24 protein-coding genes are annotated in these 24821 nt (G+C 48.5%); 11 read left to right on the plus strand and 13 right to left on the minus strand.

The annotated features are described in order from the left end of the window. Positions 1 to 60: 60 nt before the first annotated feature. From ACZ481_RS11945 to ACZ481_RS11995, 11 genes are all read left to right on the plus strand, one after another. Positions 61 to 2430: a glycyl radical protein gene (locus tag ACZ481_RS11945; protein ID WP_464770354.1), complete on the plus strand. Its 2370-nt coding sequence runs from the start codon at positions 61 to 63 to the stop codon at positions 2428 to 2430. After that, positions 2417 to 3322 carry a glycyl-radical enzyme activating protein gene (locus ACZ481_RS11950; RefSeq protein WP_464770355.1) on the plus strand — a complete coding sequence of 302 codons (906 nt, stop codon included), beginning with the start codon at positions 2417 to 2419 and terminating at the stop codon, positions 3320 to 3322. The genes ACZ481_RS11945 and ACZ481_RS11950 overlap by 14 nt, the downstream gene beginning before the upstream one ends. 595 nt (positions 3323 to 3917) lie before the next feature. Continuing rightward, a complete protein-coding gene (locus ACZ481_RS11955) occupies positions 3918 to 4325 on the plus strand; it encodes a hypothetical protein (protein WP_464770356.1) in 408 nt (135 codons plus the stop codon). A gap of 480 nt (positions 4326 to 4805) precedes the next feature. Then, positions 4806 to 6599: a GTPase HflX gene (gene hflX, locus ACZ481_RS11960; RefSeq protein WP_464770357.1), complete on the plus strand. Its 1794-nt coding sequence runs from the start codon at positions 4806 to 4808 to the stop codon at positions 6597 to 6599. A gap of 3 nt (positions 6600 to 6602) precedes the next feature. After that, on the plus strand, positions 6603 to 7844 hold the full coding sequence (locus ACZ481_RS11965; protein ID WP_464770358.1) for a methionine gamma-lyase family protein: 1242 nt from the start codon (positions 6603 to 6605) through the stop codon (positions 7842 to 7844). Between the two features lie 126 nt (positions 7845 to 7970). Beyond that, on the plus strand, positions 7971 to 9197 hold the full coding sequence (locus tag ACZ481_RS11970; protein ID WP_464770359.1) for a tetratricopeptide repeat protein: 1227 nt from the start codon (positions 7971 to 7973) through the stop codon (positions 9195 to 9197). A gap of 24 nt (positions 9198 to 9221) precedes the next feature. Beyond that, positions 9222 to 10022, plus strand: coding sequence for a PRC-barrel domain-containing protein (locus tag ACZ481_RS11975; RefSeq protein WP_464770360.1), 801 nt, complete (start codon positions 9222 to 9224; stop codon positions 10020 to 10022). Positions 10023 to 10154: 132 nt separating this feature from the next. Next, the gene (locus ACZ481_RS11980; RefSeq protein WP_464770361.1) at positions 10155 to 11522 is read left to right on the plus strand and encodes a VanW family protein; all 1368 of its coding nucleotides are present in this window, start codon (positions 10155 to 10157) and stop codon (positions 11520 to 11522) included. A gap of 581 nt (positions 11523 to 12103) precedes the next feature. Beyond that, positions 12104 to 12286: a hypothetical protein gene (locus ACZ481_RS11985; protein WP_464770362.1), complete on the plus strand. Its 183-nt coding sequence runs from the start codon at positions 12104 to 12106 to the stop codon at positions 12284 to 12286. A gap of 59 nt (positions 12287 to 12345) precedes the next feature. Beyond that, positions 12346 to 12585 (plus strand): ferritin family protein, encoded by a 240-nt coding sequence (locus ACZ481_RS11990; RefSeq protein ID WP_464770363.1) that lies wholly within the window; start codon positions 12346 to 12348, stop codon positions 12583 to 12585. A gap of 23 nt (positions 12586 to 12608) precedes the next feature. Next, on the plus strand, positions 12609 to 12947 hold the full coding sequence (locus ACZ481_RS11995; protein ID WP_464770364.1) for a spore coat protein: 339 nt from the start codon (positions 12609 to 12611) through the stop codon (positions 12945 to 12947). Between the two features lie 81 nt (positions 12948 to 13028). Here ACZ481_RS11995 and ACZ481_RS12000 read toward each other — a convergent pair whose 3' ends face one another. The 13 genes from ACZ481_RS12000 to mtnA form a co-directional block, all read right to left on the minus strand. Beyond that, positions 13029 to 14045, minus strand: a complete 1017-nt coding sequence (locus tag ACZ481_RS12000) for a chymotrypsin family serine protease (protein WP_464770365.1) — start codon at positions 14043 to 14045, stop codon at positions 13029 to 13031. Between the two features lie 66 nt (positions 14046 to 14111). Then, a complete protein-coding gene (locus tag ACZ481_RS12005) occupies positions 14112 to 15032 on the minus strand; it encodes a patatin-like phospholipase family protein (protein WP_464770366.1) in 921 nt (306 codons plus the stop codon). Between the two features lie 101 nt (positions 15033 to 15133). Continuing rightward, positions 15134 to 15847 (minus strand): class I SAM-dependent methyltransferase, encoded by a 714-nt coding sequence (locus tag ACZ481_RS12010; protein ID WP_464770367.1) that lies wholly within the window; start codon positions 15845 to 15847, stop codon positions 15134 to 15136. Positions 15848 to 16264: 417 nt separating this feature from the next. Continuing rightward, positions 16265 to 16807: a 2-oxoacid:acceptor oxidoreductase family protein gene (locus ACZ481_RS12015; RefSeq protein WP_464770368.1), complete on the minus strand. Its 543-nt coding sequence runs from the start codon at positions 16805 to 16807 to the stop codon at positions 16265 to 16267. After that, a complete protein-coding gene (locus ACZ481_RS12020; RefSeq protein WP_464770369.1) occupies positions 16804 to 17556 on the minus strand; it encodes a thiamine pyrophosphate-dependent enzyme in 753 nt (250 codons plus the stop codon). The genes ACZ481_RS12015 and ACZ481_RS12020 overlap by 4 nt, the downstream gene beginning before the upstream one ends. 2 nt (positions 17557 to 17558) lie before the next feature. Then, positions 17559 to 18626, minus strand: a complete 1068-nt coding sequence (locus tag ACZ481_RS12025) for a 3-methyl-2-oxobutanoate dehydrogenase subunit VorB (RefSeq protein WP_464770370.1) — start codon at positions 18624 to 18626, stop codon at positions 17559 to 17561. Between the two features lie 5 nt (positions 18627 to 18631). Further along, positions 18632 to 18856 carry a 4Fe-4S dicluster domain-containing protein gene (locus tag ACZ481_RS12030; RefSeq protein ID WP_464770371.1) on the minus strand — a complete coding sequence of 75 codons (225 nt, stop codon included), beginning with the start codon at positions 18854 to 18856 and terminating at the stop codon, positions 18632 to 18634. 106 nt (positions 18857 to 18962) lie between these two features. Beyond that, positions 18963 to 19535, minus strand: a complete 573-nt coding sequence (pduL, locus tag ACZ481_RS12035) for a phosphate propanoyltransferase (protein WP_464770372.1) — start codon at positions 19533 to 19535, stop codon at positions 18963 to 18965. Positions 19536 to 19574: 39 nt separating this feature from the next. Further along, complete coding sequence (locus ACZ481_RS12040) at positions 19575 to 19922, minus strand: ASCH domain-containing protein (RefSeq protein ID WP_464770373.1); 348 nt, start codon at positions 19920 to 19922, stop codon at positions 19575 to 19577. An 18-nt stretch (positions 19923 to 19940) separates the two neighbouring features. Further along, the gene (locus ACZ481_RS12045) at positions 19941 to 21107 is read right to left on the minus strand and encodes an aminotransferase class I/II-fold pyridoxal phosphate-dependent enzyme (protein WP_464770374.1); all 1167 of its coding nucleotides are present in this window, start codon (positions 21105 to 21107) and stop codon (positions 19941 to 19943) included. Between the two features lie 94 nt (positions 21108 to 21201). Further along, positions 21202 to 22491 carry an amidohydrolase gene (locus ACZ481_RS12050; RefSeq protein WP_464770375.1) on the minus strand — a complete coding sequence of 430 codons (1290 nt, stop codon included), beginning with the start codon at positions 22489 to 22491 and terminating at the stop codon, positions 21202 to 21204. A gap of 16 nt (positions 22492 to 22507) precedes the next feature. After that, complete coding sequence (locus tag ACZ481_RS12055; protein WP_464770376.1) at positions 22508 to 23749, minus strand: adenosylhomocysteinase; 1242 nt, start codon at positions 23747 to 23749, stop codon at positions 22508 to 22510. 20 nt (positions 23750 to 23769) lie between these two features. Further along, positions 23770 to 24813, minus strand: a complete 1044-nt coding sequence (mtnA, locus tag ACZ481_RS12060) for an S-methyl-5-thioribose-1-phosphate isomerase (protein WP_464770377.1) — start codon at positions 24811 to 24813, stop codon at positions 23770 to 23772. Between the last annotated feature and the right edge of the window lie 8 nt (positions 24814 to 24821).

Consider the following 24821-nt stretch of genomic DNA (forward strand, 5'->3'; position numbering starts at 1 on the left):
CGAAAATCGAAATTAATACAAGGGCCGGCATAGTGATAATAAAAAACGGGAGGGACAGATATGCCTAGCAAGCGCATTGAGGAGTTAAAAAAGTCGTATATTGATGCTAAGCCATCTATCAGTATTCACCGGGCGGTCGCTTTCACATCATCCCATCAGGATACAGAAGGCGAGGCTGTTATTATCCGGCGGGCGAAAGCATTTCAGGCGGTATGCAAGAGCATTCCCGCCACCATTTTTGCCGGTGAGCTTATTGTTGGCTCTGTCGGCGAGTTTCTGAAGACTGGTGTTATTTGCCCGGAATACTCATGGCAATGGGTTGAGCAGGAAATGGATTCGTTTGCCAGCCGGGAGCAGGACCCCTACTGTATTGACGAAGAAGCCAAGACGGTTTTGCGGGCGAAGATTTTTCCCTATTGGCGGGGCCGGTCGCTGGAGGAAAACTTTCTGGCGCGCATTAATCCGGAGACGGCCGGAATTTTGATTGACACCGGCATTATTGACAATGATTCCAAATGGCGCAACGCCGTCGGCGAAATCACGGCTGATTATCAAGATATCATTTTTAAAAAAGGCTTTGGCGGGCTACAACAAGAGGCGCTGGCCAAGCTGCAAGGACTGGAGCCGGTTTCGGCCGAAGCGCTGGCCAAGATTGATTTCTATAAGGCGGCAGTCCTGGTGTGCGAGGGCATTATTATCCTGGCCCGGCGTTATGCGGCACAAGCGGCTGAGATGGCCCGGACGGAAGTGGACGTCCGCCGCAAAGCAGAATTACTGGAGATTGCAAGGATTTGCCGGAAAGTACCGGAACATCCCCCGGCCACTTTTTATGAAGCCGTACAGACCGTATGGTTCACCCAGCTGGGGTCGGTTTTGTCGGAAAACTCGCTGGCCTTGAATCTGGGCAGGTTTGATCAGTACATGTATCCCTATTACGCCGGCGATAGCAAGGCCGGTACTGTCACTGCGGACGCCGCGCAGGAACTGATTGAAGCCCTGTGGCTGAAGCTTTCGGAATGGGTATGGGCTATTTCCAGCAATACGGCCAGGTTTTTTGCCGGTTACAACTCCTTTCAAAATCTGACCATAGGCGGCAGAACACGAGACGGCCGGGATGCAACCAATGACCTTTCTTATATGTGCCTTAAAGCCACGGAAAACGTAAAAACCCATCAGCCGGGCCTGAGTGTGCGGATTCACCCGGACAGCCCGCAAGAGTTTTTATTGGCAGTGTGCAGGCTGGTCCGGGCCGGCACGGGCTTTCCCGCCATTCACAATGACCGGGTTGGCTCGGCCATGCTGCTGGCGGAAGGGCTGTCGCCTGAAGATGCGCGTGACTGGAGCAACTGTGGCTGCGTAGTGCCCCATTTCAGAAAAGTCGGCAAGTGGACATCGGCAGTTAACATTAATCTGGCGGCGGCCATGGAATATGCTTTAAACCAAGGAAAAAGCCGGCTTACCGGCAAGGAAATGGGCCTGCCGGCAGTGCCTGCTGCTGAGCTCAGGCGTTATGAAGAAGTGAAAGCGGCCTTTTTTAAGCAGCTGGCTTATCTGATAAAGCACGCGGTGATCGGCTCGGTTACAGCCCAGCAAATTCATGCGGAAATGGTGCCCAGACCGTACATCTCCCTGCTTGTGGACGGCTGTATGGACAAGGGAAAAGACCTTAGCCAAGGCGGCGCCAAATATAATCTGGGGCCGGTTCTTACCGGTATCGGAGTGGCTGACGCGGCCAACTCACTGGCGGCGATAAAGAAACTGGTATTTGAGGACCAAAAATATACGTTAACAGAAATGAATAGAGCTTTAGACGCCAACTGGGAAGGGTATGAGGAACTGAGGCAAGCGGCGCTTGCCTGCCCGAAGTATGGCAATGATGATGACTATGTTGATGCAATTGCCGTAGAAATAAGTGATTTTTACTATCGAGAGGTCCGGGCCTATAAAGACTATTTCGGAGCACCGTTTAATTCGGCATTCATGGGAATCTCCAACTATATCCCGGCCGGGAGCGTGATTGGCGCGACTCCGGACGGCAGAAAGGCAAAAACCCCGTTGACCGAAGGTGTTTCCCCCCATGCGGGCACTGATTTGACAAGTCCCACCGCCGCCATGCGTTCTGTGGCCAAGATTAATCATGATGTACATTCGGGCGGTACTTTGCTGAATATCAAGCTGGCGCCTGCATTACTGCAAACCGAAAGAAGCCTGAACAACCTGGCTGCTATCATCCGGGCCTATTTTGCCCTGGGGGCTTTTCATGTTCAGTTTAATGTGATTTCCACCGAGATTCTGAAAAAAGCCCAGGCCCAGCCGGAGGAATATAAGGATCTGCTTGTGAGAGTAGCCGGCTATAGCACTCAATTCGTCAATCTGTCCCGGGAAGCCCAGAATGCGATTATTGAAAGAACCACCTATGAAGCAATGTAGGGGGCATATATTCCAGATCCAGCGCTGGTCGGTTCATGACGGCGAGGGGGTACGAAGTACGGTTTTTTTAAAAGGCTGTCCGCTGCGCTGTAAATGGTGCGCGAATCCCGAATCCTGGAACCGGAAGCCGGAAATGCTGTTTTTTCCTGAGAAGTGCACCGGTTGCAACCGTTGTGTATCCGCCTGCGGCCAGAGGGCAATTACCATAACCGCAACGGTCAGTCACTTTGCGCGCGAGCGCTGCTGTGGCTGTGCCAGGTGCAGTGAAGGTTGTCCAACAGGGGCCCGCAGGCTGATTGGCGCTGCCGTGACGGTTGCCGATGTCTTACAAGTAATCAAAAGAGATGCTATTTTTTACCGGGAGTCGGGGGGCGGGGTCACTTTCTCCGGTGGCGAACCCTTTGCCCAGCCTGAATTTTTGCGGCAGCTGGCAGCCGCGTGCCACGGACTTGGCATTGATACGGCGGTTGAGACCAGCGGTTATTTTGACTGGGAGCAGGTAAAAGATATTTTCCCGCTATTAGACTGCGTTTTTGTGGACAGCAAACATATGGATGATGAATGGCATAAACAAATGACCGGAGTCAGTAATCGCAAGATTTTAGACAATATCGCGCTGATATCCCAGGAACACCCCCAGACCATTGTGCGTGTTCCTCTGCTTGGCGAAGTGAATGCCAATGCGCAAAACATCAGCAGCCTGTGTGCGTTTCTAAAGAGCAAAACACAGGTTACAGGGGTAGAACTGCTGCCTTACCATGATTACGGTGAGGCGAAATACACTGCGCTTGGGCTCCCGGGCCAGACGTTCACAACGCCGGCGGCAGCAGCCATTGCCGACCTGAAAAAAATAATCTCTGCCTATGGGCTCAATATTGTAGATTTTAATTAGTTTCGGGGTCAGGCCTTACTATTTACACTAATATTTTATCATTAGTGTAAATAGTAAGGCCTGACCCCTCATGATGACCCCTCATGATGCTAGTCCAGGGGATAGTTTTCTGTTGGTTTCAACAGCAGCGAATGAATTAGGGCCAGGGGAAACAATAGAACCCCATAAATCCACCATAATTTAAAGCTTCTTCCTTTGCAGCAGGCAATAAGCGCAGGAATGACTGCTAAAAAAATAAACACATTCGGGCGTCTATATAATGAGAGGTAGAGGTTTAACCATTCATTAAGCACAGACACGGCAGTGTCCATTTGATCACTCCTTATTTATAAAACTGCTGTAAGCTTTTTGTATTCTTTTGATCATTCGATGTTTGGCGAACCAACTCCTGTGTCACGGATGCATGATTATGAATACTATAATATAGAATGCTTATAGGCGTTATTAATTATATTGAGTTTTTCTGTAAACATGCCTGTATGATAAAGAGGTCGTATATTTCTATTTATTGTCTTAATTACTCTTTACTGGCCGGAATATAATCACTGATAACCCAGCAAACTTAAGCTTGAATAAGGGATGAAAGGAGTATTTTATGGAAAGAACTAATGCGCAGTATTATGTCGATTTTATTGATGCCGTTTGGCAAGGGACAATAGGAGATAATGAAATTCAAAACATAAATGAACAAGTTGAGGAGATTGCAAACACAGTATTTCTGGAAATTCAGAAATGCTCTAAAGGCATACTCGCAATTGACATAACTTATTCGCTATTTTATGGAGTTTCTTCTTTTAAAGATCTAATTATTAATTTGGTATCATCTAGCCTCTCTATTCCAAACTGGATTGATGTTTTGCGTGGAAATAGCCAGTACCGGATTTGCGTTTTAGTTGCGTCAATTAATTGGAAAAGTACAATGGCTCTCGCCTTATTAGGATTGGCAAAAGAGAAAAACAACAATCCGGAAGTCGTTTGTAACTTAAAAGAAGAAGGGGAATGAAGTCTTATATATAATATCTCCCTTTAATTTTTAAAAGTCACTTGAAAAAATTACTTGAAAAAATTAAAAAAATAGCATCTATAGATTTTTAGGTTTTGCAGTGAAGTAGCCTTCTACTTTTACTGGAAGCTGTTTAACCTTCTCAAAAGCTCTCTCAGTCTTGGGAAGCTTTACGGGGGTTAAGGTGATAGCCCATGGGGAGAAATAGGGATTAGGTTTTTGGGGTCAGGCTTTACTGTCTTACACTTATGATAAATATAAGTGTAAACAGTAAGGCCTGACCCCTCACTCTGCCCAGGGGGCGATATAAAAGGTGGGATTTTATGCTAAGAAACTGGTATAATATTATGTGTAATTCACATATAAAAGCGGAAAAGTGCGAAATAGGAGGTCAGATGAAGCAAGCGCAGGGATGTAGCGGCTTCATAACCAAAATATTGTAGAGTATGTAATAATACTAACGTTAGGGGTGTTTCATGCTTGCCTGAGGTATATGGAGAAACAACCGGCATCAAAAAAAATATTCTCGATGAGTTGAAGCAATTATATGAGTTCACAGTCCCCTTTGGCCAAACTGTTACCAAGGAGCTGGCTGAAGGCATGGCGGCGCTAACCGGTGTGCTGAACAGGGAGATCGCCGTTTATATTAACCGCCGGGGCAGTGTCGTCCTGGTGGCTGTTGGTGATACCCGGACTGTCTCACTGCCGGAAACTGATGGCCGGCGGGCCCTTAACCGTTTAAGCGGCATTCGCTGTCTTCATACCCATCCGGGGGGCGACAGCCGGTTAAGCAATGTGGATTTGTCGTCTCTCAAAGCAATGCGTTTTGACATCATGGCGGCAATGGGGGTAAGGACAGGGATTGAAGAGATTAGTTTTGGCTTTATTTCCGGGCATACGGCAGACAGTTACAGTGTCGGCACAGTCGGGCCCTTGTCCTTAGCTGATTTTATTGAGCTTGATCTGGGTTATCTGACGAATCAGATTGAGCGTCAGTTGGAGAGTAAAGATATACGGTCCAATGCAGATCAGCCTGAAAACGCGCTCCTGGTCGGGGTCGAGCGTCAAAGCGGCTGGGATGTGGACGATTCCCTGCGCGAATTAGCCCAGTTAGCCGAAACTGCCGGAGCAGAGATTGCCGGGGCGGTGCGGCAGAAACGGAGCCGTCCTGATCCGGCCTTCTTTATCGGGCGGGGCAAGGTTCAGGAGATTAATCTGATTCGCCAGGAGCTTAATGCCAATGTAATTATTTTCGATGACGAGCTTTCCCCCGCCCAGCAGCGCAATCTGGAGCAGGTACTGGGGATTAAAGTGATTGACAGACCGGCGTTGATATTGGATATATTTGCTCAGCGGGCCCGTTCCCATGAAGGGAAATTACAGGTCGAATTAGCGCAGTTAAAATATAACCTCCCCCGGTTAGGCGGCCAGGGACTGGTATTGTCACGTTTAGGCGGGGGGATTGGCACCAGAGGGCCTGGTGAGACCAAGCTGGAGGTGGACCGGCGGCGGATCCGGTCCAGGATAAGCGAGATTGAACAAGAAATTGAGTATCTGAAAAAACACCGTCAGCTGCAGCGTGAGCGCCGGCAGGCCGCGAGAATACCCACGGCGGCATTAGTCGGCTATACTAATGCCGGTAAATCCACCTTGCTGAATAAACTTACCGCTGCTGATGTTTTGGCGGAAGATAAACTTTTTGCCACTCTGGATCCAACCACGCGGCGAGCTACACTGGCCAGCGGCAGGGAGTTTTTACTGACAGATACGGTAGGGTTTATTCAGAAGCTGCCCCATCAGTTGGTTGCGGCTTTTCGCGGGACGCTGGAGGAGGTTTTGCAGGCTGATTTATTACTGCATATCATTGACGCCAGCCATCCGCAGCATGAACAGCAAAGCGAGGCCGTCTACCAGGTACTGCGGGAGTTGGGGGCAGATACCAAGCCGGTAATTACGGTATTTAATAAGATTGACAGGATAGACAGTCTGCCTGTGCAGGAGCGTATGCTGCGGCAGCCGGGAAGTATTGCCGTATCGGCGGTTACCGGAGCAAATCTGGATAAACTGCTTGATCGGATTGAGGATCACTTGCGTACGGTTGTTGTCGATGCGGTGTTATTGGTTCCTTATGACGACAGCGGGTTTATATCTAAGCTATATGATGGTGCTGTGGTTAACAACATTGAGTATAAGCCTGAGGGGATTAGCATTTTAGTTTCCTTAACGCCGGAGCAGTTGGCGCGCTATCAAAAATATGTTGCAGGAGATGAATGATTCATGGCTCTTTTCCCCGAAAATATTATGGCTTTGAAAGGTAAGGCTCTCGAACAGGCGTTGCCATTGTTTGCCGCGCTTGACGCTATAGCAGAACAAAATACTGCCAGCGTGCTTACCGCTTTTCGCAATCATCAAATCTCGGAATATCTTTTCCGGACAACGACCGGTTATGGCTATGGCGATACCGGCCGAGAACGGCTGGAGGCTGTATGGGCTGAATTGTGCGGTGCGGAAAAGGCGCTGGTACGGACTCAGTTTGTATCGGGAACTCACGCCTTGGCCTGCGCCCTGTTCGGGTTGCTGCGTCCCGGTGAGGAGCTGCTGGCGGTTACCGGCGCTCCCTATGATACGATGCAAACGGTCATCGGTCATACTGTGCAAACCCCCGGCTCACTGACAGAGTGCGGCATCGGCTACCGGGAGCTGCCCATGACGGAGGCCGGTGTGGACATAGGGGCTATCGCCGGCTGCATTGGGCCTAATACCAGGGTCGCCCTTATTCAGCGCTCACGGGGCTATAGCCTGCGCAAACCGCTCAGTATTGAAGCAATCCGGGCCGTATGTGCCGCGATTAAAAGCTGCAAGCCTGATTGTATCTGTTTTGTCGACAACTGCTACGGCGAATTTGTGGAGACCGCTGAACCGACAAGTGTTGGTGCCGATATCATGGCCGGATCACTGATCAAGAATCCTGGCGGCGGTTTGGCCCCGGCCGGCGGCTATATTGCCGGTAAAGCGGCCCTGGTGGATATGGCGGCCCGGCGATTAACCGCCCCGGGGCTAGGAGGCGAACTGGGGGCAACACTTGCCGATAGCCGTTTGTTTTATCAGGGGCTGTTTTTAGCGCCCCATGTGGTAAATCAAGCCTTAAAAGGGGCAATATTTGCCGGCCTGATTTTTAGTTTGCTTGGCTATAAGACGCTGCCCCGGCCGGAGGAGCTGCGCAGTGATATTATACAAACCATTGAATTAGGTTCACCGGAAAAAATGGTTGCCTTTTGTCAGGGGCTGCAGCAATATTCTCCGGTTGATGCCCATGTGCGGCCTGTGCCGGGAAACGTGCCGGGATATACGGATCAGGTGATTATGGCCGGGGGGACTTTCGTCCAGGGGTCATCCATTGAGCTGAGTGCCGACGGCCCGCTGCGGCCGCCCTATATTGTTTATGTGCAGGGCGGTTTAACCTTTGAACATGCTTTGCTTGGCATATTGGGGGCTGCCAGCGCTGTTGCCGAAATATAACATTTCTTTGCATATTTCTTAATTGCTGCTGCTTATATGACAGGAAAAAACAAAAAAGCGTAGAATAGGTAGAATAGTTAAAATCAGAATTATGTAAGTTGAAAATTTGTTTTTTTGGTGGTTGGAGTGGAATATATAATTGCCAGTTTACTGGCTATACTTATCGCAACCCTGCTTGTGTATAAACTGGCCAATAGCTTATTGGGGCTGGAACTGCAGTTAAAATCATTATTGTTGTGTGCCGCCTGCGCTATGTTTATCAGCCTGGTTTTACCCAAGTTTGTTGTCGGTTTTGCCGGATTGCCAGGGACTCTGGCTTTTTTAGCTGTTTTTGCCGTTGTTTTTGCTTATTTTGTGGCCCATTATGAAGACGCCGCTGCCACTGATGACAGGGAGAGTGCCTGTTGTCTAACCCAGTCTGAGGTAATGGAGCAAATGGAAGTTACAGGCAGTTTGCTGAATGAAACTGCCTGTAAAAACAGACAGCAGACTGAACAGGGTTATTCTTTCAGTATTAGTGAACCTAGAATAGAGGAAGAGCCGGCAGCAGAAGAGCCGGCAGCAGAAGAACCGGCAGTGGAAGAGCCGGCAGCAGAAGAACCGGCAGTGGAAGAGCCGGCAGCAGAAGAGCCGGCAGAGGAAGAGCCGGCAATGGAAGAGCCGGCAGTGGAAGAGCCGGCAGTGGAAGAGCCGGCAGTGGAAGAACCGGCAATGGAAGAGCCGGCAGTGGAAGAACCGGCAATGGAAGAGCCGGCAGTGGAAGAACCGGCAATGGAAGAGCCGGCAGTGGAAGAACCGGCAATGGAAGAGCCGGCAGTGGAAGAACCGGCAATAACCGGTGACAAGCAGGAACAGACACAATGTATATCATTAATGGAACAGGCAGGTGTTACAGTGCAGGAGTCCGGGAACTCGATCTGGTTTAATGAAAAAGAGGTCAAAGGAGATAAGCCTGCCGCGGTGCAACTGGAGGATTTATTGGATTATGCTTTTTATAATAAAGAACAACATAATTATGAGGCGGCGTTAATGGCCTTTAGCCAGGCGTTGGCTTTATACCCGGATAGTGAGGCCGCTCCTTTTTTGGTTGTTGAAGTGGGCAATCTCCTGAAAAATAAAGGATATTATGATGAAGCGATTAAAGTTTTTGTCGAAGGTCGCCAACTCTGCCAAACCAGAGGGGATGAAATGCTGGAACAGGAATTTATCAGCACAATCGCTTATCTGCGTATTATTAAGAATATTTTAGTGCAGCATCAGTTGGGAGCTATTGCGTTTTTAGAAATTCCGCAACATATAGTTACAGAAATTGATGAGGAATTCAGGGAGTGGCGGCATGTAGCCAATATCTAAGTAGTCGAATATGGAGGGTATAAGATGAAAAAAAGTGCAGAAATTGTAGGACAACCGGTTATAAGTATTACTGAAGGTAAAGAATTTGGCCATGTTAAAGAACTGCTCGTTAATTATATGAATGGTTCCGTCGCGGCAGTGGTTATTGATGATGGCAAATGGTATTTAGGCGCTAAATTACTGCCTTTTACGGCGATTGCCGGCTTGGGTGAGTATGCCGTTACCGTTAATAACAGTGAAGATATTCTGACTGTAAAAGATAAACCGGAGCTGGAAAAATTACTAGAGGCCGGTATTAAGGTTATCGGGACTAAAGTTCTCACTAAAGGCGGCCGCATGCAAGGAAAAATCAATGAATTTATCATTGACGACGCTGGTAAGATTGTTACCTGTGAGCTGGAGACCGCTGACGGTGCAGTGGTTCCTTTGCCGGCTGACAGGGTTGTTACCTTTGGCAAAGAGGTAATAATCATTGCTGAAACTGACCCGGCCGCTGCTGTTACGCCTGCAGCTCCCGTAGCTCCCGCCAAAGAAGCGCCTGCCGCTCAGACTGAACCAGTGCCGGTAGTTATGGCGGAGCTGACAGAAACACTGGCGGCTGCCAGTGTGGTGGAGACCAAAGAGCAGGAACCCGCGGTTGACGATTCCGCTAAAAAATTTGATGATAAACATCGTAAATTTTTGTTAGGCAAGAAAGCTGCCCGCCGTATTGAGACTGATAACGGCATGATCATTGTTGATCAGGGGGGAGAAATTACGGAAGAGGTATTGCAAAAAGCTAAGCTTGCCGGTAAATTTGTTGAACTCTCCATGAATATTCAATAAGCCAGACAGGAAGTAATCCCCGCTATTCCAGCGGGGGTTTACCTTATTGCGGTATTAAGGTTTGCTTTGTGTATACTGGCACTTATAAGAAAGGACTAAGTGTGCTCTGTGCAAACGGCAACAACACGAAATGTGAATATTATATTGTTCCTAATAATCATCCTGCTGTTTAGCTTTATCAGTATGCTGGCAGCTAACTCGGCCTTTATGGTTACAAACAAGATTTATCAGGGTGTCCGGGTTGGTGATATAGATGTTGGCGGCTTATCGGTCCGGGAAGCCGAACAGAAAATCGCCAGGGCCTTTACCGAGCGAACCGCCGCCGCAGCAGCAGTAACAGTAATGTATGACAACAGGCAGTGGCGTATTACTGCCCAGGATATTGAACTGAGTATCCAGGCCGGTGAACTGGCCAGGCAAGCCTATGCTGTCGGTAGAAGCGGCAATCTCATTGAGCGGATAACAGAACGATATCTGGCAGTCAATCAAGGCTATCGCCTGCCGTTAACAGTAGACTATAATTATGATAAAATCTATAGTCAATTGCTGCGTATTGCTAAGCAGATCGAACGTCAGCCGGAGAATGCCAAGCTTAAACCGGGCACGGGCAGGACCACGGCCCGTATTGGCATTGTGCCGGAGGTAGTTGGCCGCAAGGTAGATCTGGATAAGACTATCGCGGCAACAACTGCCGGACTTAACACTCACCTTACCTTTACGGTTAATGTCGCGGTAGATGAGCTTATGCCGGCTGTGGTCAGCAGCGACTTGGCGCATATCGACGGGCTGATTGCCTCTTATACCACTCAATTTGATCCCCGGGACCAGAACCGGACCCAAAATGTATTGTTGGCAGCAAAGAGTGTTAATGATATCCTGGTTAGAACCGGGGAAGTGTTTTCTTTTAATGATATTGTCGGCTTGCGGCTGGCTAAATTTGGCTATAAGGAAGCCCCGGTGTATCTTAACGGTATGTTAGTGCCTGACTGGGGTGGTGGTGTTTGTCAGGTGAGCAGCACACTGTATAATGCGGTTTTGCTAGCCGACTTAGCGATTGAAGAGCGAACCGCCCACTTCCGTCCGCCCGGTTATGTACCGCTTGGCCAAGATGCGACTGTGGCCGATAACCAACTGGATTTCAGGTTTAAGAATACGACGCTGCATAATATTTATATTATCGGTGAAGTTGACGGCAATCAACTTGTTATTAATATCTTTGGCAAGCAATTGGCTAATCCCCCCCAGATTGCGGTAATCGCCACTGATAAAAGGGTATTGGAGCCGAATACTCTTATCAAGCAAGATCCTGGTCTGGAGCTGGGGAAAGAGATTATTGATGTCGAGGGCCAAAAGGGGTTTCTGGTGTCAACCTACCGGATAAAAAAAGTCAATGGCAAAATCATTGACCGGGAATTTTTGGCTGCCGATGAATTTCAAGCTGTCGATAAAGTAATCCGTGTCGGCACAAAAATTTCTCCCAATGAGGAGCAAAAAAAATAGCACTAATTTATTTTAAATTAATATTCTCGGATATCGGATCAAAAGGAGCTTACATTATGAGCTCCTTTTGATTATTTCACAAATTAAATACAGCAGAAACAAATAATATTAATATAATAATAGATTATACATATTGGAATGAATGTAATAATAACTAATTTTTATGTCCGATAATATCTATTATGTTAATTTGAGTTGAGGGAGGAGCAAAATGGACATGTCTTTGAAGGACGACAGTACGCTGGTGCCCCGGGGGCTAATGTTTTTGCTTGCACTGTTCCGCACAGGAAATCGGCGATTTGCAGGAACGCTCATGGTTGCAGCCTGATTGCGGTTATGTAAGGTTTAGTTACTTATTCATCTCGGTCATCTCAGTTATGGAATTAATTGTAAAAATATCTGATTTGGGGTTAATCGCAATATTGCGGTTTGGTTGCGATATAATCGCAAGTCAAGGTAAATATTTACAGACTATTTACAGCACAATTTAGAGTCGAGTTTGTATAAGTGATTATTATAAATATAATACTAAACCTGTCACGGTGGCGTAAGCAATACAGAAAATATGGTGGTGTTATGATATGAATGTATTTGGTCTGTTTGCCCAAGAGAAAGCTGGGAAAAATAACCCCGAACAGGATCATAAAGAAAACTATAATTATGAGATTTCCACAGACCTTTCCTCCTCTGCCGATGCGGATAAACAACAAAATTCTTTAAAAACCCAGTATGATATCCATGAAGATATGATTTTTCCCAGCTAAGCCGGTAAATAAGTAAGATAGATATATTATCATAAGTATATTTACGGAGGTGACGGAATTTGGCTTACTATGGCAGCAATTACTCGCAGAAACTTACCGGAAAAGAAAGAGGCTACTTAGAAGAAGCATTAGAAATGGAGAATCTGGCTTTGGCTAAGTATAGCTTATATGCCGATTATTGCCAGGACCCCGAGCTTAAGAACCTGTTATTTGATATGTCCCAGAATAAACGCCGCCATGCTGACCGCTTGAAGCAGCTAACTGGCAAAGCCGGTGTGTCGCAGCATCAATATCAATAATAATTCTTGTATGAGGTGATTCTATGAGTCATAACAGACGTTATAGTAATAACATGCAGTCCAACCGCAACCGGCTTTCAGAACGGGATATGCTGGTCGATTTAATCAATACGGAAAAGCACCTCTCCCATTTATATGAGCATGCAATTATGGAGTCCACCAATATTACGGTCCGCAATGCTGTGGAAGAGTTCCAGCATGATGAGCACGAAAATGCCTATATCTTATTTCAGGTTATGCAAGATCGGGGCTGGTACAATCCGGCCGGCCAGGAACAGAATACCGGCAGTAAGAAAGCTTATCACGGGAAGCACAATAAAAGATATCAGCCAAACTTTAATGGCCAATATATAAACAACTAAATCTCTAAATAAATTCTATAAAGCGAAAGGAACCCGGGCACTTACCGAGTTCCTTTCGCTTTATATTATATTATAGATGCCTTATAATAGAGTAACATTGAGCTGATCGAGTACATTGGTGATCTTGTTAAACATGGTGGCCTGCTCTGACCCGGCAAATAAAAGCCCAATGGCATAATTATCTTCAGTCAGGATCAAAGAACCGCTGTCTCCGGGCATACTCATCGGCCCTGCCAGAATTTGATCGGTAAACACACCGTATTCTTTGTTGGTCATGGCGATTTTAAAGGTTACGTTGGTGGCCAGGACCTGACTAAAAGTAATACCGGTAGTCCGGCCGCTTTTTTTTACAAATAATCCGGGTGTCGCTTCTTTGATGCCGGCCACAGAGCCAAAGCCTAAAATTTCAGCTTTGATTGCTGCCGGTTCAAGCGGGGCTGCTACGGCGCAATCGACTATATTCAGCTTCTCGCTTTCCTTTACTACCTGGACCTGATAGCGGGGCCGCAGCAGATGAATACAGTTATTCAGCAGTTTTTCAAATACTTTGGCTATTTTACATTTGGGAGATACTGTTTCCCGGTGCAGCGGAATAAACCGGCGCAGATGGGCGATGGTACAGTCGGCCGGTTTGCCGCCGTCATAAATGCCTGGCTGGATGATGGCATCGCCGACTGCGGCGCGGCCGTCACTGCCGTCAGTAATATTGGCCAGGACGTGATTATTCGATAAGATGAGCGTTTCACCGGTAGCCCTGTCTTTGACAACGGCACCGAAGGTCCCGGCTGATATCTTATAGTGCCCAAGGCTCATGCCCGGCTGCGCCGGGCGGTGATACTCCGTCCGTTCTTCCAGCAGGTGGATGTCGCCAACTTCTATTATATCGGTTGGAACATTGTCTATTCTTGCTGGCAGAACTGAACCGCTACGCAATTCAGAGTGCGGATATTTCTTTTTTACTAATATAATTAAGGCTTCCTTGCCTGTGTTGTTTCCACGGGTGTATTTCTGGCCGTGGCCAACGCCAACGACATTATCAGTCTGCGTGTCTAGTTTTAAGAGCTGGCGAAATATTGCCGGAATCTCGTTTTTATTCATTTGCGTGCCCTCCTCCCCTGCTACTGTATGATATGCAGGGAAAAATGAGCAGGCAACTAATAACGCTTATAAGAGTAAATCCCGGATTTCATTCATTTTATTCATCGTGGCATGATAACCGCGCTTAATAAATTCATTAGCCTGGCTCAGGTTCTTTTGATTCAGGTCATAGACCTGCGGTCTGATAATTATATCCGCATACTGTTCTGATTTGATTAAAGTAACTTCCCGGCCCATAATTTCAATACAGTGCATGAGAATTTCACCTACCGAGTTAGTCTCATAATTAGGCTGGCCGGAATAACCTAAATCAATGGCAATAATCTTATTAGCCCCCATATGATTCAGAATATCGGTAGGCAGATTATTTTTTACAGCCCCGTCAACAAGTGTCATGCCGCGGTATTTTTTCGGGAAAAACACGCCGGGGATTGAAATGCTGGCCCGTACAGCTTCATATAAGAGTGCATTATGATAATAACGGGCATTGGCGATGGCCCGGTTAGGCGGCAGCGGTGAGGTAAAAAAAACGGTATCTGCTGATATTATGTCGACTGCTGTAATGGCTAAAGGAATCTTGGTTTCCCGGATTGTTCGCTGCTGCCATAATTTTGCCAGTAAATTCTCGATCTTCTCTCCTTTTATCAGACCGGTGGGTAATACTGACCAGAAGCGGAATTTTCCACTCATGAGCCATTTAAAGCCATGTTTAAATAAATCGGCTGATGTTACTTTTAGGTCAATCAAATCAGCAATATTAATATCCCGGATAATTGTTTGCATTTGTTGGGGCGCGTATCCGCAGGCGTACATGGTAGCCACTATTGCACCGGCACTGGTGCCTGCGATATAATCAACCGGTATGTTATGGTCATTCAGGGCCTTAAGGACGCCGATATGGGAAATTCCCCTTAACCCGCCGCCGCTTAAGGCTAAACCGATTTTTGGCCGCAGACCGCGCTGGAGATTATTGATGGTGACAATCATTGCTATTCACCTCGCACATTCCATCCTCTATTATGTTATGAAGGAACAGCAGCAGGTGATAATTAAAGCAAAAAAAAAGAGACTGTCGTCTCTTTTTTAGTTTAGATTTTTTTGGCAAGGATGATCATCCGCGGCGTTTCCGAACTGTAGGGCCGCCCGTCAAAGCCGCCGTAGGTTTCCAGGATGGACAGGCCGCTATGGCTAAGGATGTTGGCCATTTCCGGGAGCGAATAAGCCCGTAAGATGAAATCGTATTGAATTTTTGTGCCTGTTATCTGGTTGATAAGCTGCCGTTTCATAGTGGCTATTCCCTTTTCCAGCTGCACTTTGTAGGAGAGAACATATTCACCGCTGGGATGGCGCCAGTAGCGGTTCAGGTTATTGCTCACCATCCAGTCCCGGTTTAATAAGTCAATAAGGAACAGGCCCTGTGGTTTTAACGCGTTGGCAATGAGTTTAATAATGTTGGCGTTTTCATCGTCTGTAAAATAACCAAAGGCAGCAAACATATTGATAACAGCCGCAAATTCCTGGGCATAATTAAGTTCGCGCATGTCCTGCTGCTTGAATGTAACATTTACCCCGGCTTCCTGGGCTTTCTGGGCGGCGATATCCAAAAAATCCTGCGTGGCGTCGATGCCGGTCACGTTAAACCCTTGTTTGGCCAGTTCAATTGCGTGGCGTCCATACCCACAATACAAATCTAATATAGGTTCACCGGCTTGTAAATTAAGGGTACTGGTAACAAACCGTACCTCCTGGTCTGTACCGGCGAGAGAATAAGCTTTAAAATCACCTGCTGGTTCATGAGTCACTTTTGACACCACCGTCTACCATTCTTTTTGGGGCAAGTTGCATGTTTGGCAATAGCCTTCCTTATTTGTCCGGCAATTATGTGGGTTTAATTACGGATTGTCAGTCAATGTTCGGTTATGTAGTCGTTAATTTTATAGTGCTTTAAGAGCAAGCATTGACAGTGAGGCTATTATAGAGTCTGAATATTTACTAATAAAAGTTCGATACATTTGCTTAAAATCCTGCCCCGCTATTTTGTAAATTAATTATCGTCATATTTTTTACAGCTTTGCTCTTGCTGGGCCGGGGGTGCGGCTTCCTGCCAGTGCAGATGTAAAGACCTCCTGTGGCGGTTATTTATCCTACCACAGGAGGTCTTTTTTCCCTCTGCCGTTTCAGAGGGCGTTTCCGTTCCGGACAAGCTCTGGCGCTTGGCTTTAATTTCCGTCTTGTATAAATTTTATTCCCCGGCGGATCGCGCTTTCATTAATAGCCAGCAATTCCGGCTTTTTGGCAAACATCTTGGCAAAGGCCTTTAATACGGCATCGGCTGATACCACTTGAGCGGCACCAATGATTGCACCGAGCATAACCATATTGGCGGTTTTGGTATTGCCAAGCTCAGCGGCAATATCATTGGCGGGGATTCGATAGGAAGTAATATCCGGGCGGCTTGCCCCCCGTTCAATGAGCGAGCTGTTGATAACCAGGATTCCGCCTGGCAGCAGCAGTGGTTCAAACTTATCCAATGAGGGCAGATTCATGGCGATAACCAGGTTGGGCTCGGAAACAATGGGCGCTCCAATCGCCTCGTCGGCGATGATTACTGAGCAGTTGGCCGTGCCGCCTCTCATTTCCGGGCCGTAAGAGGGAATCCAGGAAACTTGCTTATGTTCAATCATGCCGGCATAAGTCAGCAGCTGGCCCATTAACATTACTCCCTGGCCGCCAAAGCCGGCCATAATTATTTCATGCGTCATTCCGATCCCCCCTCCCATGTTTTATAGACACCTAACGGGTAATAGGGAATCATTGACTCGGCCAGCCATTTGGCTGCTTCAACCGGGCTCATACCCCAGTTGGTCGGGCAGGTCGATAATATTTCCACCAGTCCAAAGCCTTCGCCGCTGATTTGCAAGGTAAAAGCCTTTTTGATAGCCGCTTTGGCTTTTGCCATATTGCCGGGAGTATTGATGGCCACACGGGCGATAAACTTGGCGCCTTCCAGTGTAGCCAGCATCTCAGAAACCTTAACCGGATAGCCGGCTGCTTCGGCGTTCCGGCCATAAGGCGAGGTATTGGTAACCTGCCCAATCAGGGTAGTTGGCGCCATCTGGCCGCCGGTCATGCCATAAATTGCGTTATTGACAAAAATGGTAGTAATCTTCTCGCCTCTGGCCGCCGCATGGACAATTTCCGCACAACCGATGGCTGCCAGATCACCGTCGCCTTGATAGGTAAAAACAACTGCATCAGGGTGAACCCGTTTTACGCCGGTAGCGACCGCCGGGGCCCGGCCATGGGCAGCTTCAAAGGCGTCAAAGTTAAAATATTCATAAGCAAGTACTGAACAGCCAACCGGTGCGACACCGATCGCCTTATCACGCACATCAAGCTCATCCAGCACTTCGGCAACTAACCGGTGAATGATGCCGTGGTGGCAGCCCGGGCAGTAATGAAAGGGAACATCTTTAAGCCCTTTTGGTCTGGAAAAGATCCTGTCAGCCATGCTTATCTGCCCTCCTTCCCGTTGAGGATATTGACAATCTGTTCAAAAACCGCTTTGGTGCTGGGAATCATACCGCCTGAACGGCCGAAAAAGTATATCGGTTTCGCGCCGTTAACAGCCAGGCGGACATCTTCGATCATTTGTCCGGCGCTGAGTTCCAGCGTAAGGAACGCATTGGCCCGGCCTGCTAAGGCCGCCAACGGTTTTTCCGGGAACGGCCACAGCGTAATCGGACGGAGCATGCCAACCTTCATACCTGCATTGCGCGCTTTTTCCATGGACGAACGGGCAATGCGCGAGGTGATGCCGTAAGCTACCAGGATCAGTTCGGCATCATCGGTATATAATTCTTCATAGCGTGCCTCCCGGGCGATAATGTCGGCGTACTTTTGTTGTAAATGAATGTTATGTAATTCCAGTTTCTCCGGCTGAAGATGAAGCGAGTTAATAATATTAGGTTCCGAACGCCCTCTCAGGCCTGTAGCCGCCCAGGGTTTGGCAACTGGTCTGGTTTCACTGGGATTGAATTCTACCGGTTCCATCATTTGGCCTAATGCCCCGTCGCCCAGTAGCATAACCGGATTTCGGTACATATCGGCAAGATCAAAGGCCAGGATTGTCGTATCCACCATTTCCTGAACTGAGTTGGGGGCCAGAACGATACAATGATAGTCGCCGTGCCCGCCGCCTTTGGTTGCTTGAAAATAATCCGACTGCGCCGGCTGTATCCCCCCTAAACCGGGACCTCCGCGCATGATATTTACGATAACACTGGGCAGCTCAGCGCCGGCAATATACGAAATACCTTCCATTTTCAGGCTGATCCCCGGACTGGAAGAAGAAGTCATTACCCTGGCGCCGGCTCCGGCGGCACCATAAACCATATTAATCGCAGCCACTTCGCTTTCGGCCTGGAGAAATACGCCATTGATCTGCGGCATCCGTTTGGACATATATTCCGTCAATTCCGTTTGCGGTGTGATTGGATAGCCAAAATAGTGGCGGCATCCGGCAACAATTGCTGCTTCACCAATGGCTTCATTGCCTTTCATTAATACCTTTTCTGCCACTACCATCACTCTCCTTTGTCTTTATTGTCTTTATGAATCTCAATGACAATATCCGGGCAGGTTTTGGCGCAGAGAGCACAGCCAACACATTTTGCTTCGTCGATACAGATGGCCGGCCGGTAGCCTTTACTGTTAAACCTGTCGGCAAGCACTACAATCTTGTGGGGGCAGGCTACCGTACATAGCTCACAGCCCTTACAGCGTTCCTCATTGAAAACTGGTCTTGGCATATAATTCCTCCTTATTCTTATTTATGTATAGGGACATTATATCCAGTATACAAAAATTCAACCCCATGTCCTGCAACACGGGGTTAAGATTAATAAAAATTATTTCCTATTTTACAATTTCCACCGTGTCGCCGGTATTAATCTTGGCAGCATTACCTTCATCTGTATCCAGGTGGCATTCGAGCTTAAAGCTGTCACTTACTCTTGCCAATACATTGTCGTAAATGAGGCCCCGCTCGCCATTACAGCGAACTTTCACAATATCTTTATCTTTTAAGCCTAATTCGGCAGCGTCGGCAGTTGTCATATGGATGTGGCGACAGGCAGCAATAACGCCTTCATCCAGCTTTACTTCGCCTTTCGGGCCAACCAGCGTCAAGCCGGGCGAGCCTTTTAGATCACCGGAATCACGTACCGGCGGCTTAATACCAAGTTTGAGGGCATCAGTCAGTGCAATCTCGATCTGAGTCTGCTTGCGCTCTGGTCCGAGTATGCGGACTTTTTTAAAAGATCCTTTTTCCGTAACCAGATCAACTTGCTCTTCACATGCGAACTGGCCCGGTTGTGACAGATCTTTTTTTACTGTAAGTTGATATCCTTCACCAAATAAGATGTCCAGATGTTCACGGGACACATGCAAATGGCGGGCTGAAATACCTACTGGGATTGGTTTAGACATAGAAAAAGCACTCCTTTTATATTAAATTATATGATACCGCTACTCAATGATTTCCGAAAAGTATACTACTGTTACCAGATCGCTGTTGCTTAAGGTTTTGTCATAAATAGACTGTAAGAAGCACATCAGTTCATCAATGCTGGTAAGATCGGGGTTTTCACCTTGTAGATCATGAAGTGTCAATTGGGAAATCGGCTTTACCAGAACACGGTCGATTGCTGCCGTAAATATTCGTTTTTTTTGGGAAAAGCGTTTGCCTACCGTTACCCATACAATATCGCCTTCTGAATATTTATTGGTCTTATCCCCCAGCCTGATAGTACAGATTTTGCGGCGGCAAACCAATTGGCTATGATAGTTAGATGAATAAAAATTCAATGCTTTCATCCCAAAATCCTCCTGTTATTATGGCTTTAGCCATTTTTTTATTCTCGCTACAGCCTCTGCCAGCCTTGCTTCAGGCTGAACAAGAGCCAGGCGTATATAGCCTTCACCGCAAACGCCAAAGGCGCTGCCGGGGATTACAGCTACGCCTGCATTTTTTAATAACGAAACGGTAAAGTCAAAGGATGACTGGTTAGTGGGCACAGGTGCCCATACATACATGGAGGCTTTGGGCCGGTCTGCTTTCCAGCCTATTTCGGCAAAACCATCAATAATGATATCGCGCCGCCGCTGGTAGGTTGCGGCGGTTGCAGCAACACAGCCCTGCGGTCCTGTCAGGGCCGCTACAGCCGCTTGCTGCAGGGGGTAAAAAATACCATAGTCAAAATTGGACTTTAAGCGCCCGAGCAGCGAGATTACCTGGGCGTTACCGACAACATAACCAACACGGCAGCCAGCCATGCTATAGGTTTTCGAAAGCGAATTAAACTCTATGGCAATATCTTTGGCACCGGGGATAGACAGAAAGCTGTCTGGCCGGTAACCGTCAAATACCAGGTCGCTATAGGCAAAATCATAACAGACAAGGATATTATGACGTTTGGCAAAGGCAACAACCTGTTCCAGAAAACTTCGGGGTGCCGTTGCTGCCAGCGGGTTGTTAGGATAATTTAAAATCATGATTTTGGCCCGCTTTAGGATAGTGCCATCAATAGCGTCCAGATCCGGCAGGTAGTTGTTGGCCGGCAATAGCGGCATGCGGTGGAGTTCAGCCCCCGCAACAAGCGGACCGGCGCTGAAAATGGGATAGCCTGGATCTGGTATCAGTACGATATCACCGGGATTGACCAAGCATAATGCGATATGGGCCAATCCTTCCTGCGAGCCGAGCAGGGAGTGTATTTCGGTCTCAGGGTTCAGTTCCACGCCGAATTTATCCTTGTACCAGCCGGCAATAGCGTATAAAAGCTCAGGCACGCCTTTGGATAAGGTATAGCCATAGTTACAGCAACCGTCGGCAGAACTTTTTAATGCTGCAATAATATGCGGTGCCGGTGCCAGATCGGGACTGCCAATGCTTAAGGTGATAACGTCTTTGCCTGCGGCAACTTCGGTTCTGCGCATATCATCAACCTGGGTGAAGATGGCTGAGGTTAAGGCCTGCATACGATGAGCCTGTTCAAACATGATAGCTCCTCCCCTATAGACAGCTAAATGAAACAGGATTATTTTTAATATTCAATACTAAACAGGGCAATTCCTGTTGGCAGCGGCAAAAAAATTATTCGGGGCGTGAAGATTTTATCAAGCGCAGGCCGCGCCGGCCGGCTTCAGCAGTAAGGCGTTCCTGGTCTATGGTTGTCAGCCAGCGGTTAGTCAGCAGTATCTTGCCATCGACAATTACCGTATGGACGTCCTGCGCAGCGGCGGCATAGGCTAACAGGGATAACCGGTCATGGCGCGGATACCAGTGCGGCTCCTGCATGTCAAAAATAGTTATGTCGGCCTTGTACGAAACTTCCAGCCGGCCGGTCGTTTTACCCAGGCCCAGGGCTTCGGCTCCCTGGGCAGTAGCCATGGCTACTGCTGTTTTGGCGGGAACCGCCAGCGGATCAAGGCGATGGACCTTGTGCAGCATGGCCGCTAACCGCAGTTCTTCCAGCATATCGAGATTGTTGTTGCTTGCTGCCCCGTCCGTTCCCAGACCCACACAAATCCCGGCTTTCAGCATATCGGGTACGGGAGCCACGCCGCTGGCCAGCTTCATATTACTGCCCGGATTATGAGCGACCCTTACTTTTTTCTTTTGCATAATCCCAATATCGTCGGGCGTTACATGCACGCAGTGGGCAGCTAAAACCCCATGGTCAAGGACACCCAGCTCTGCCATTAAGGCAATCGGTGATTTTCCGTATTCTTTGTGGCAATCAGCTACCTCACCGGCTGTTTCCGCTAAATGTATATGAATTTCAGCTCCTAACTTTTCCGCCAGGGCCGTTACTTGCCGAAGATATTCAGGCGGGCAGGTATAGGGGGCATGGGGGCCGAGCATAACCGTAATCCGGTCAGCGGCGGCTAAATGCCATTCTCTGTAAAAACTCTCGCTTTCCGCCAGGGCCTGGCTGGCTGTCGGGGCAACCCCGGCCATCCCCCGGGCCAGTACGGCGCGAATACCGCTTTCGGCCACCGCTTTGGCTACTGCGGGCATAAAAAAATACATATCGGCAAAGCAGGTTGTGCCTGATTTCAGCATTTCCGCAATCGCCAGCTGCGTGCCCCAGTATACATCCTCTGCTGTTAAATTATCTTCGGCCGGCCAGATTTTTGTTTTTAACCAGTCCATCAGCATCATATCGTCCGCATAACTGCGAAACAGTGACATCGCTGCATGGGTATGGGTATTAACAAATCCCGGCACGATCAATTTATCCTGGCAGTTAATGATCTGCTCAGCCTGACCGGTGACGGTTCCGATCTGTGTAATTACTGAACCGCTGATGGCGATATCCGCCCGGCGTACCTGGCCGTCAGCACAAAGCACATCACCGTCTTTGAGAAGTATATTTATCATTTATATCCCCCTTCCGCTAAGCCTTATGGAGATAATCATATTGTGCGGGGGTAAGCTCGTCAATGCTAAAGCCCATCGCTTTAAGCTTGAGGCCGGCCACCCGCTGGTCCATTGCGGCGGTTACCGTATACACCCTGTTTTCCAATTCGTCATGCTGGTCGGCAATGTGCAGAACCGCCAGGGTCTGCATGGCAAAGGATAAATCCATAATCTCCGTTGGATGCCCGTCCCCGGCCGCCAGGTTGACTAAACGGCCCTCGGCCAGCAGATATAGCTTGCGGCCGTCCTTCATAACGAATTCTTCAATATTTTTCCGCACGGTACGGCAGCTGACAGCTAATGCCGTTAAATCGTCTTTGTTGATTTCAACATCGAAGTGGCCGGCATTAGCCATAATCGCACCTGGTTTCATGATTTCCATGTGTTCACGGCGAATCACGTCTTTGCAGCCGGTCAGGGTTACAAACATGTCGCCGCAGGCCGCTGCCTGCTGCATCGGTAATACGGTAAAGCCGTCAAAAACAGCTTCAATGGCCTTAATCGGATCAATTTCGGTAACGATTACATTGGCTCCCAGCCCTTTGGCCCGCATGGCCACTCCTTTGCCGCACCAGCCATAGCCGGCAACAACAACTGTCTTGCCGGTTACCGTCAGATTGGTGGTTCGCATAATCCCATCCCAGGTGGACTGGCCGGTGCCGTAACGGTTGTCAAACAGGTATTTGCAGTAGGCATCATTGACCGCAATCATGGGGAACTTCAGCCGTCCTGAATCGGCCAGGGCCCGCAGCCGGAGGACACCGGTCGTCGTTTCTTCCGAGCCGCCGAGGATATTGGCTGCTAAATCGCTCCGCTCACCATGCAGCAAAGAGACCAAATCCCCGCCATCGTCAACAATAATGTCCGGTTTGGTATCAAGCGCCTTATGCAAAAAATCCTCATACTCGGCGGCGGTAGTATTGTACCAGGCAAAGACCCTGACCCCCTGGGAAGCCAGCGCAGCCGCCACGTCGTCCTGGGTTGACAGCGGGTTGCTGCCGGTTACCGCCACATTAGCCCCGGCATTCTTAAGGACAATAGCCAAATAAGCGGTTTTGGCCTCCAGATGCATAGTGATTACCAGATTTTTGCCGGCCAGTGGTTTAGTCTGGGATAATTCCTCATTCAGAACATTAAGTACAGGCATAAATTCTTTAACCCAGTTGATTTTATCCAGCCCCTGCGGGGCCAGGCTCATATCGCGCACAATAGAATCCATAGTTATTGTAGCTCCTTCCTTTACTTTCGCATTGCTGCTAATTGCCCGATGGACTCCTGATAAGGAGCCCGCAGTAAACCATATTCAGTGATAATCGCGGAAATCAGCGTGTGGGGTGTAACATCAAAAGCCGGATTAAATACCCGTACTCCCGCCGGGGCCACGCAGTTGCCGCCCAAGGTAGTAACCTCGGTGGGGCACCGTTCTTCTATGGGAATATCGGTACCGCTCTTTATTGCGAAGTCAAACGTGGAGACCGGCGCCGCCACATAGAACGGAATTTTGTGTTCTTTGGCCAGGATCGCCACACTGTAAGTGCCGATTTTATTGGCAACATCACCATTCAGGGCAATCCGGTCGGCACCGACAAGCACGGCCTGTACCATATTATTTTTCATTACCCAGCCAGCCATATTATCAGTAATTAACGTGACGGGAATGCCATCCTGCATCAACTCCCAGGCTGTCAGCCTGGCCCCTTGCAGCAGCGGCCGGGTTTCATCAGCGAAAACGCCGGTAATGTTTCCCTGGGCCCAGGCCTTACGGATAACTCCCAGCGCTGTACCGAGCGCGACAGTTGCCAGGGCGCCGGCATTGCAATGGGTAAGCACTGCTGTGGGGGTTGTAAATAAGGCCGCCCCCTGGGCCGCCAGTTTCTCGTTGACAGCCTGGTCTTCCCTGGCAATAGCAACTGCCTCCTGTTCCAGGGCGGCAACTGCCGCAGCAGAACCGGTGTCTGGCGGCAGGCGGTTAACAATAGCCAGCATCCGGTCAATTGCCCAGAACAGGTTGATTGCTGTTGGTCTTGTTTGGCGCAGTGCTTCGGCTGTGGCTGCGAGGTTATGTTTGAATTCATAAAACGCCAGACCGCTAAGTTCCTTCGCTCCCAGGACCAGGGCAAATGCCGCCGCCGCGCCAATGGCCGGAGCGCCGCGGACCTCCAGCCGCTTGATTGCCTCGGCGGCGCGCCGCCAGTCATAACATTCGATGTATTCCACTTTATTGGGTAAGAGTGTTTGATTTAACAGGGTTAAACAATGATTGGACCAAACGACAGACCTCATGACGTACC

Source organism: Sporomusa intestinalis (genome assembly GCF_055383785.1).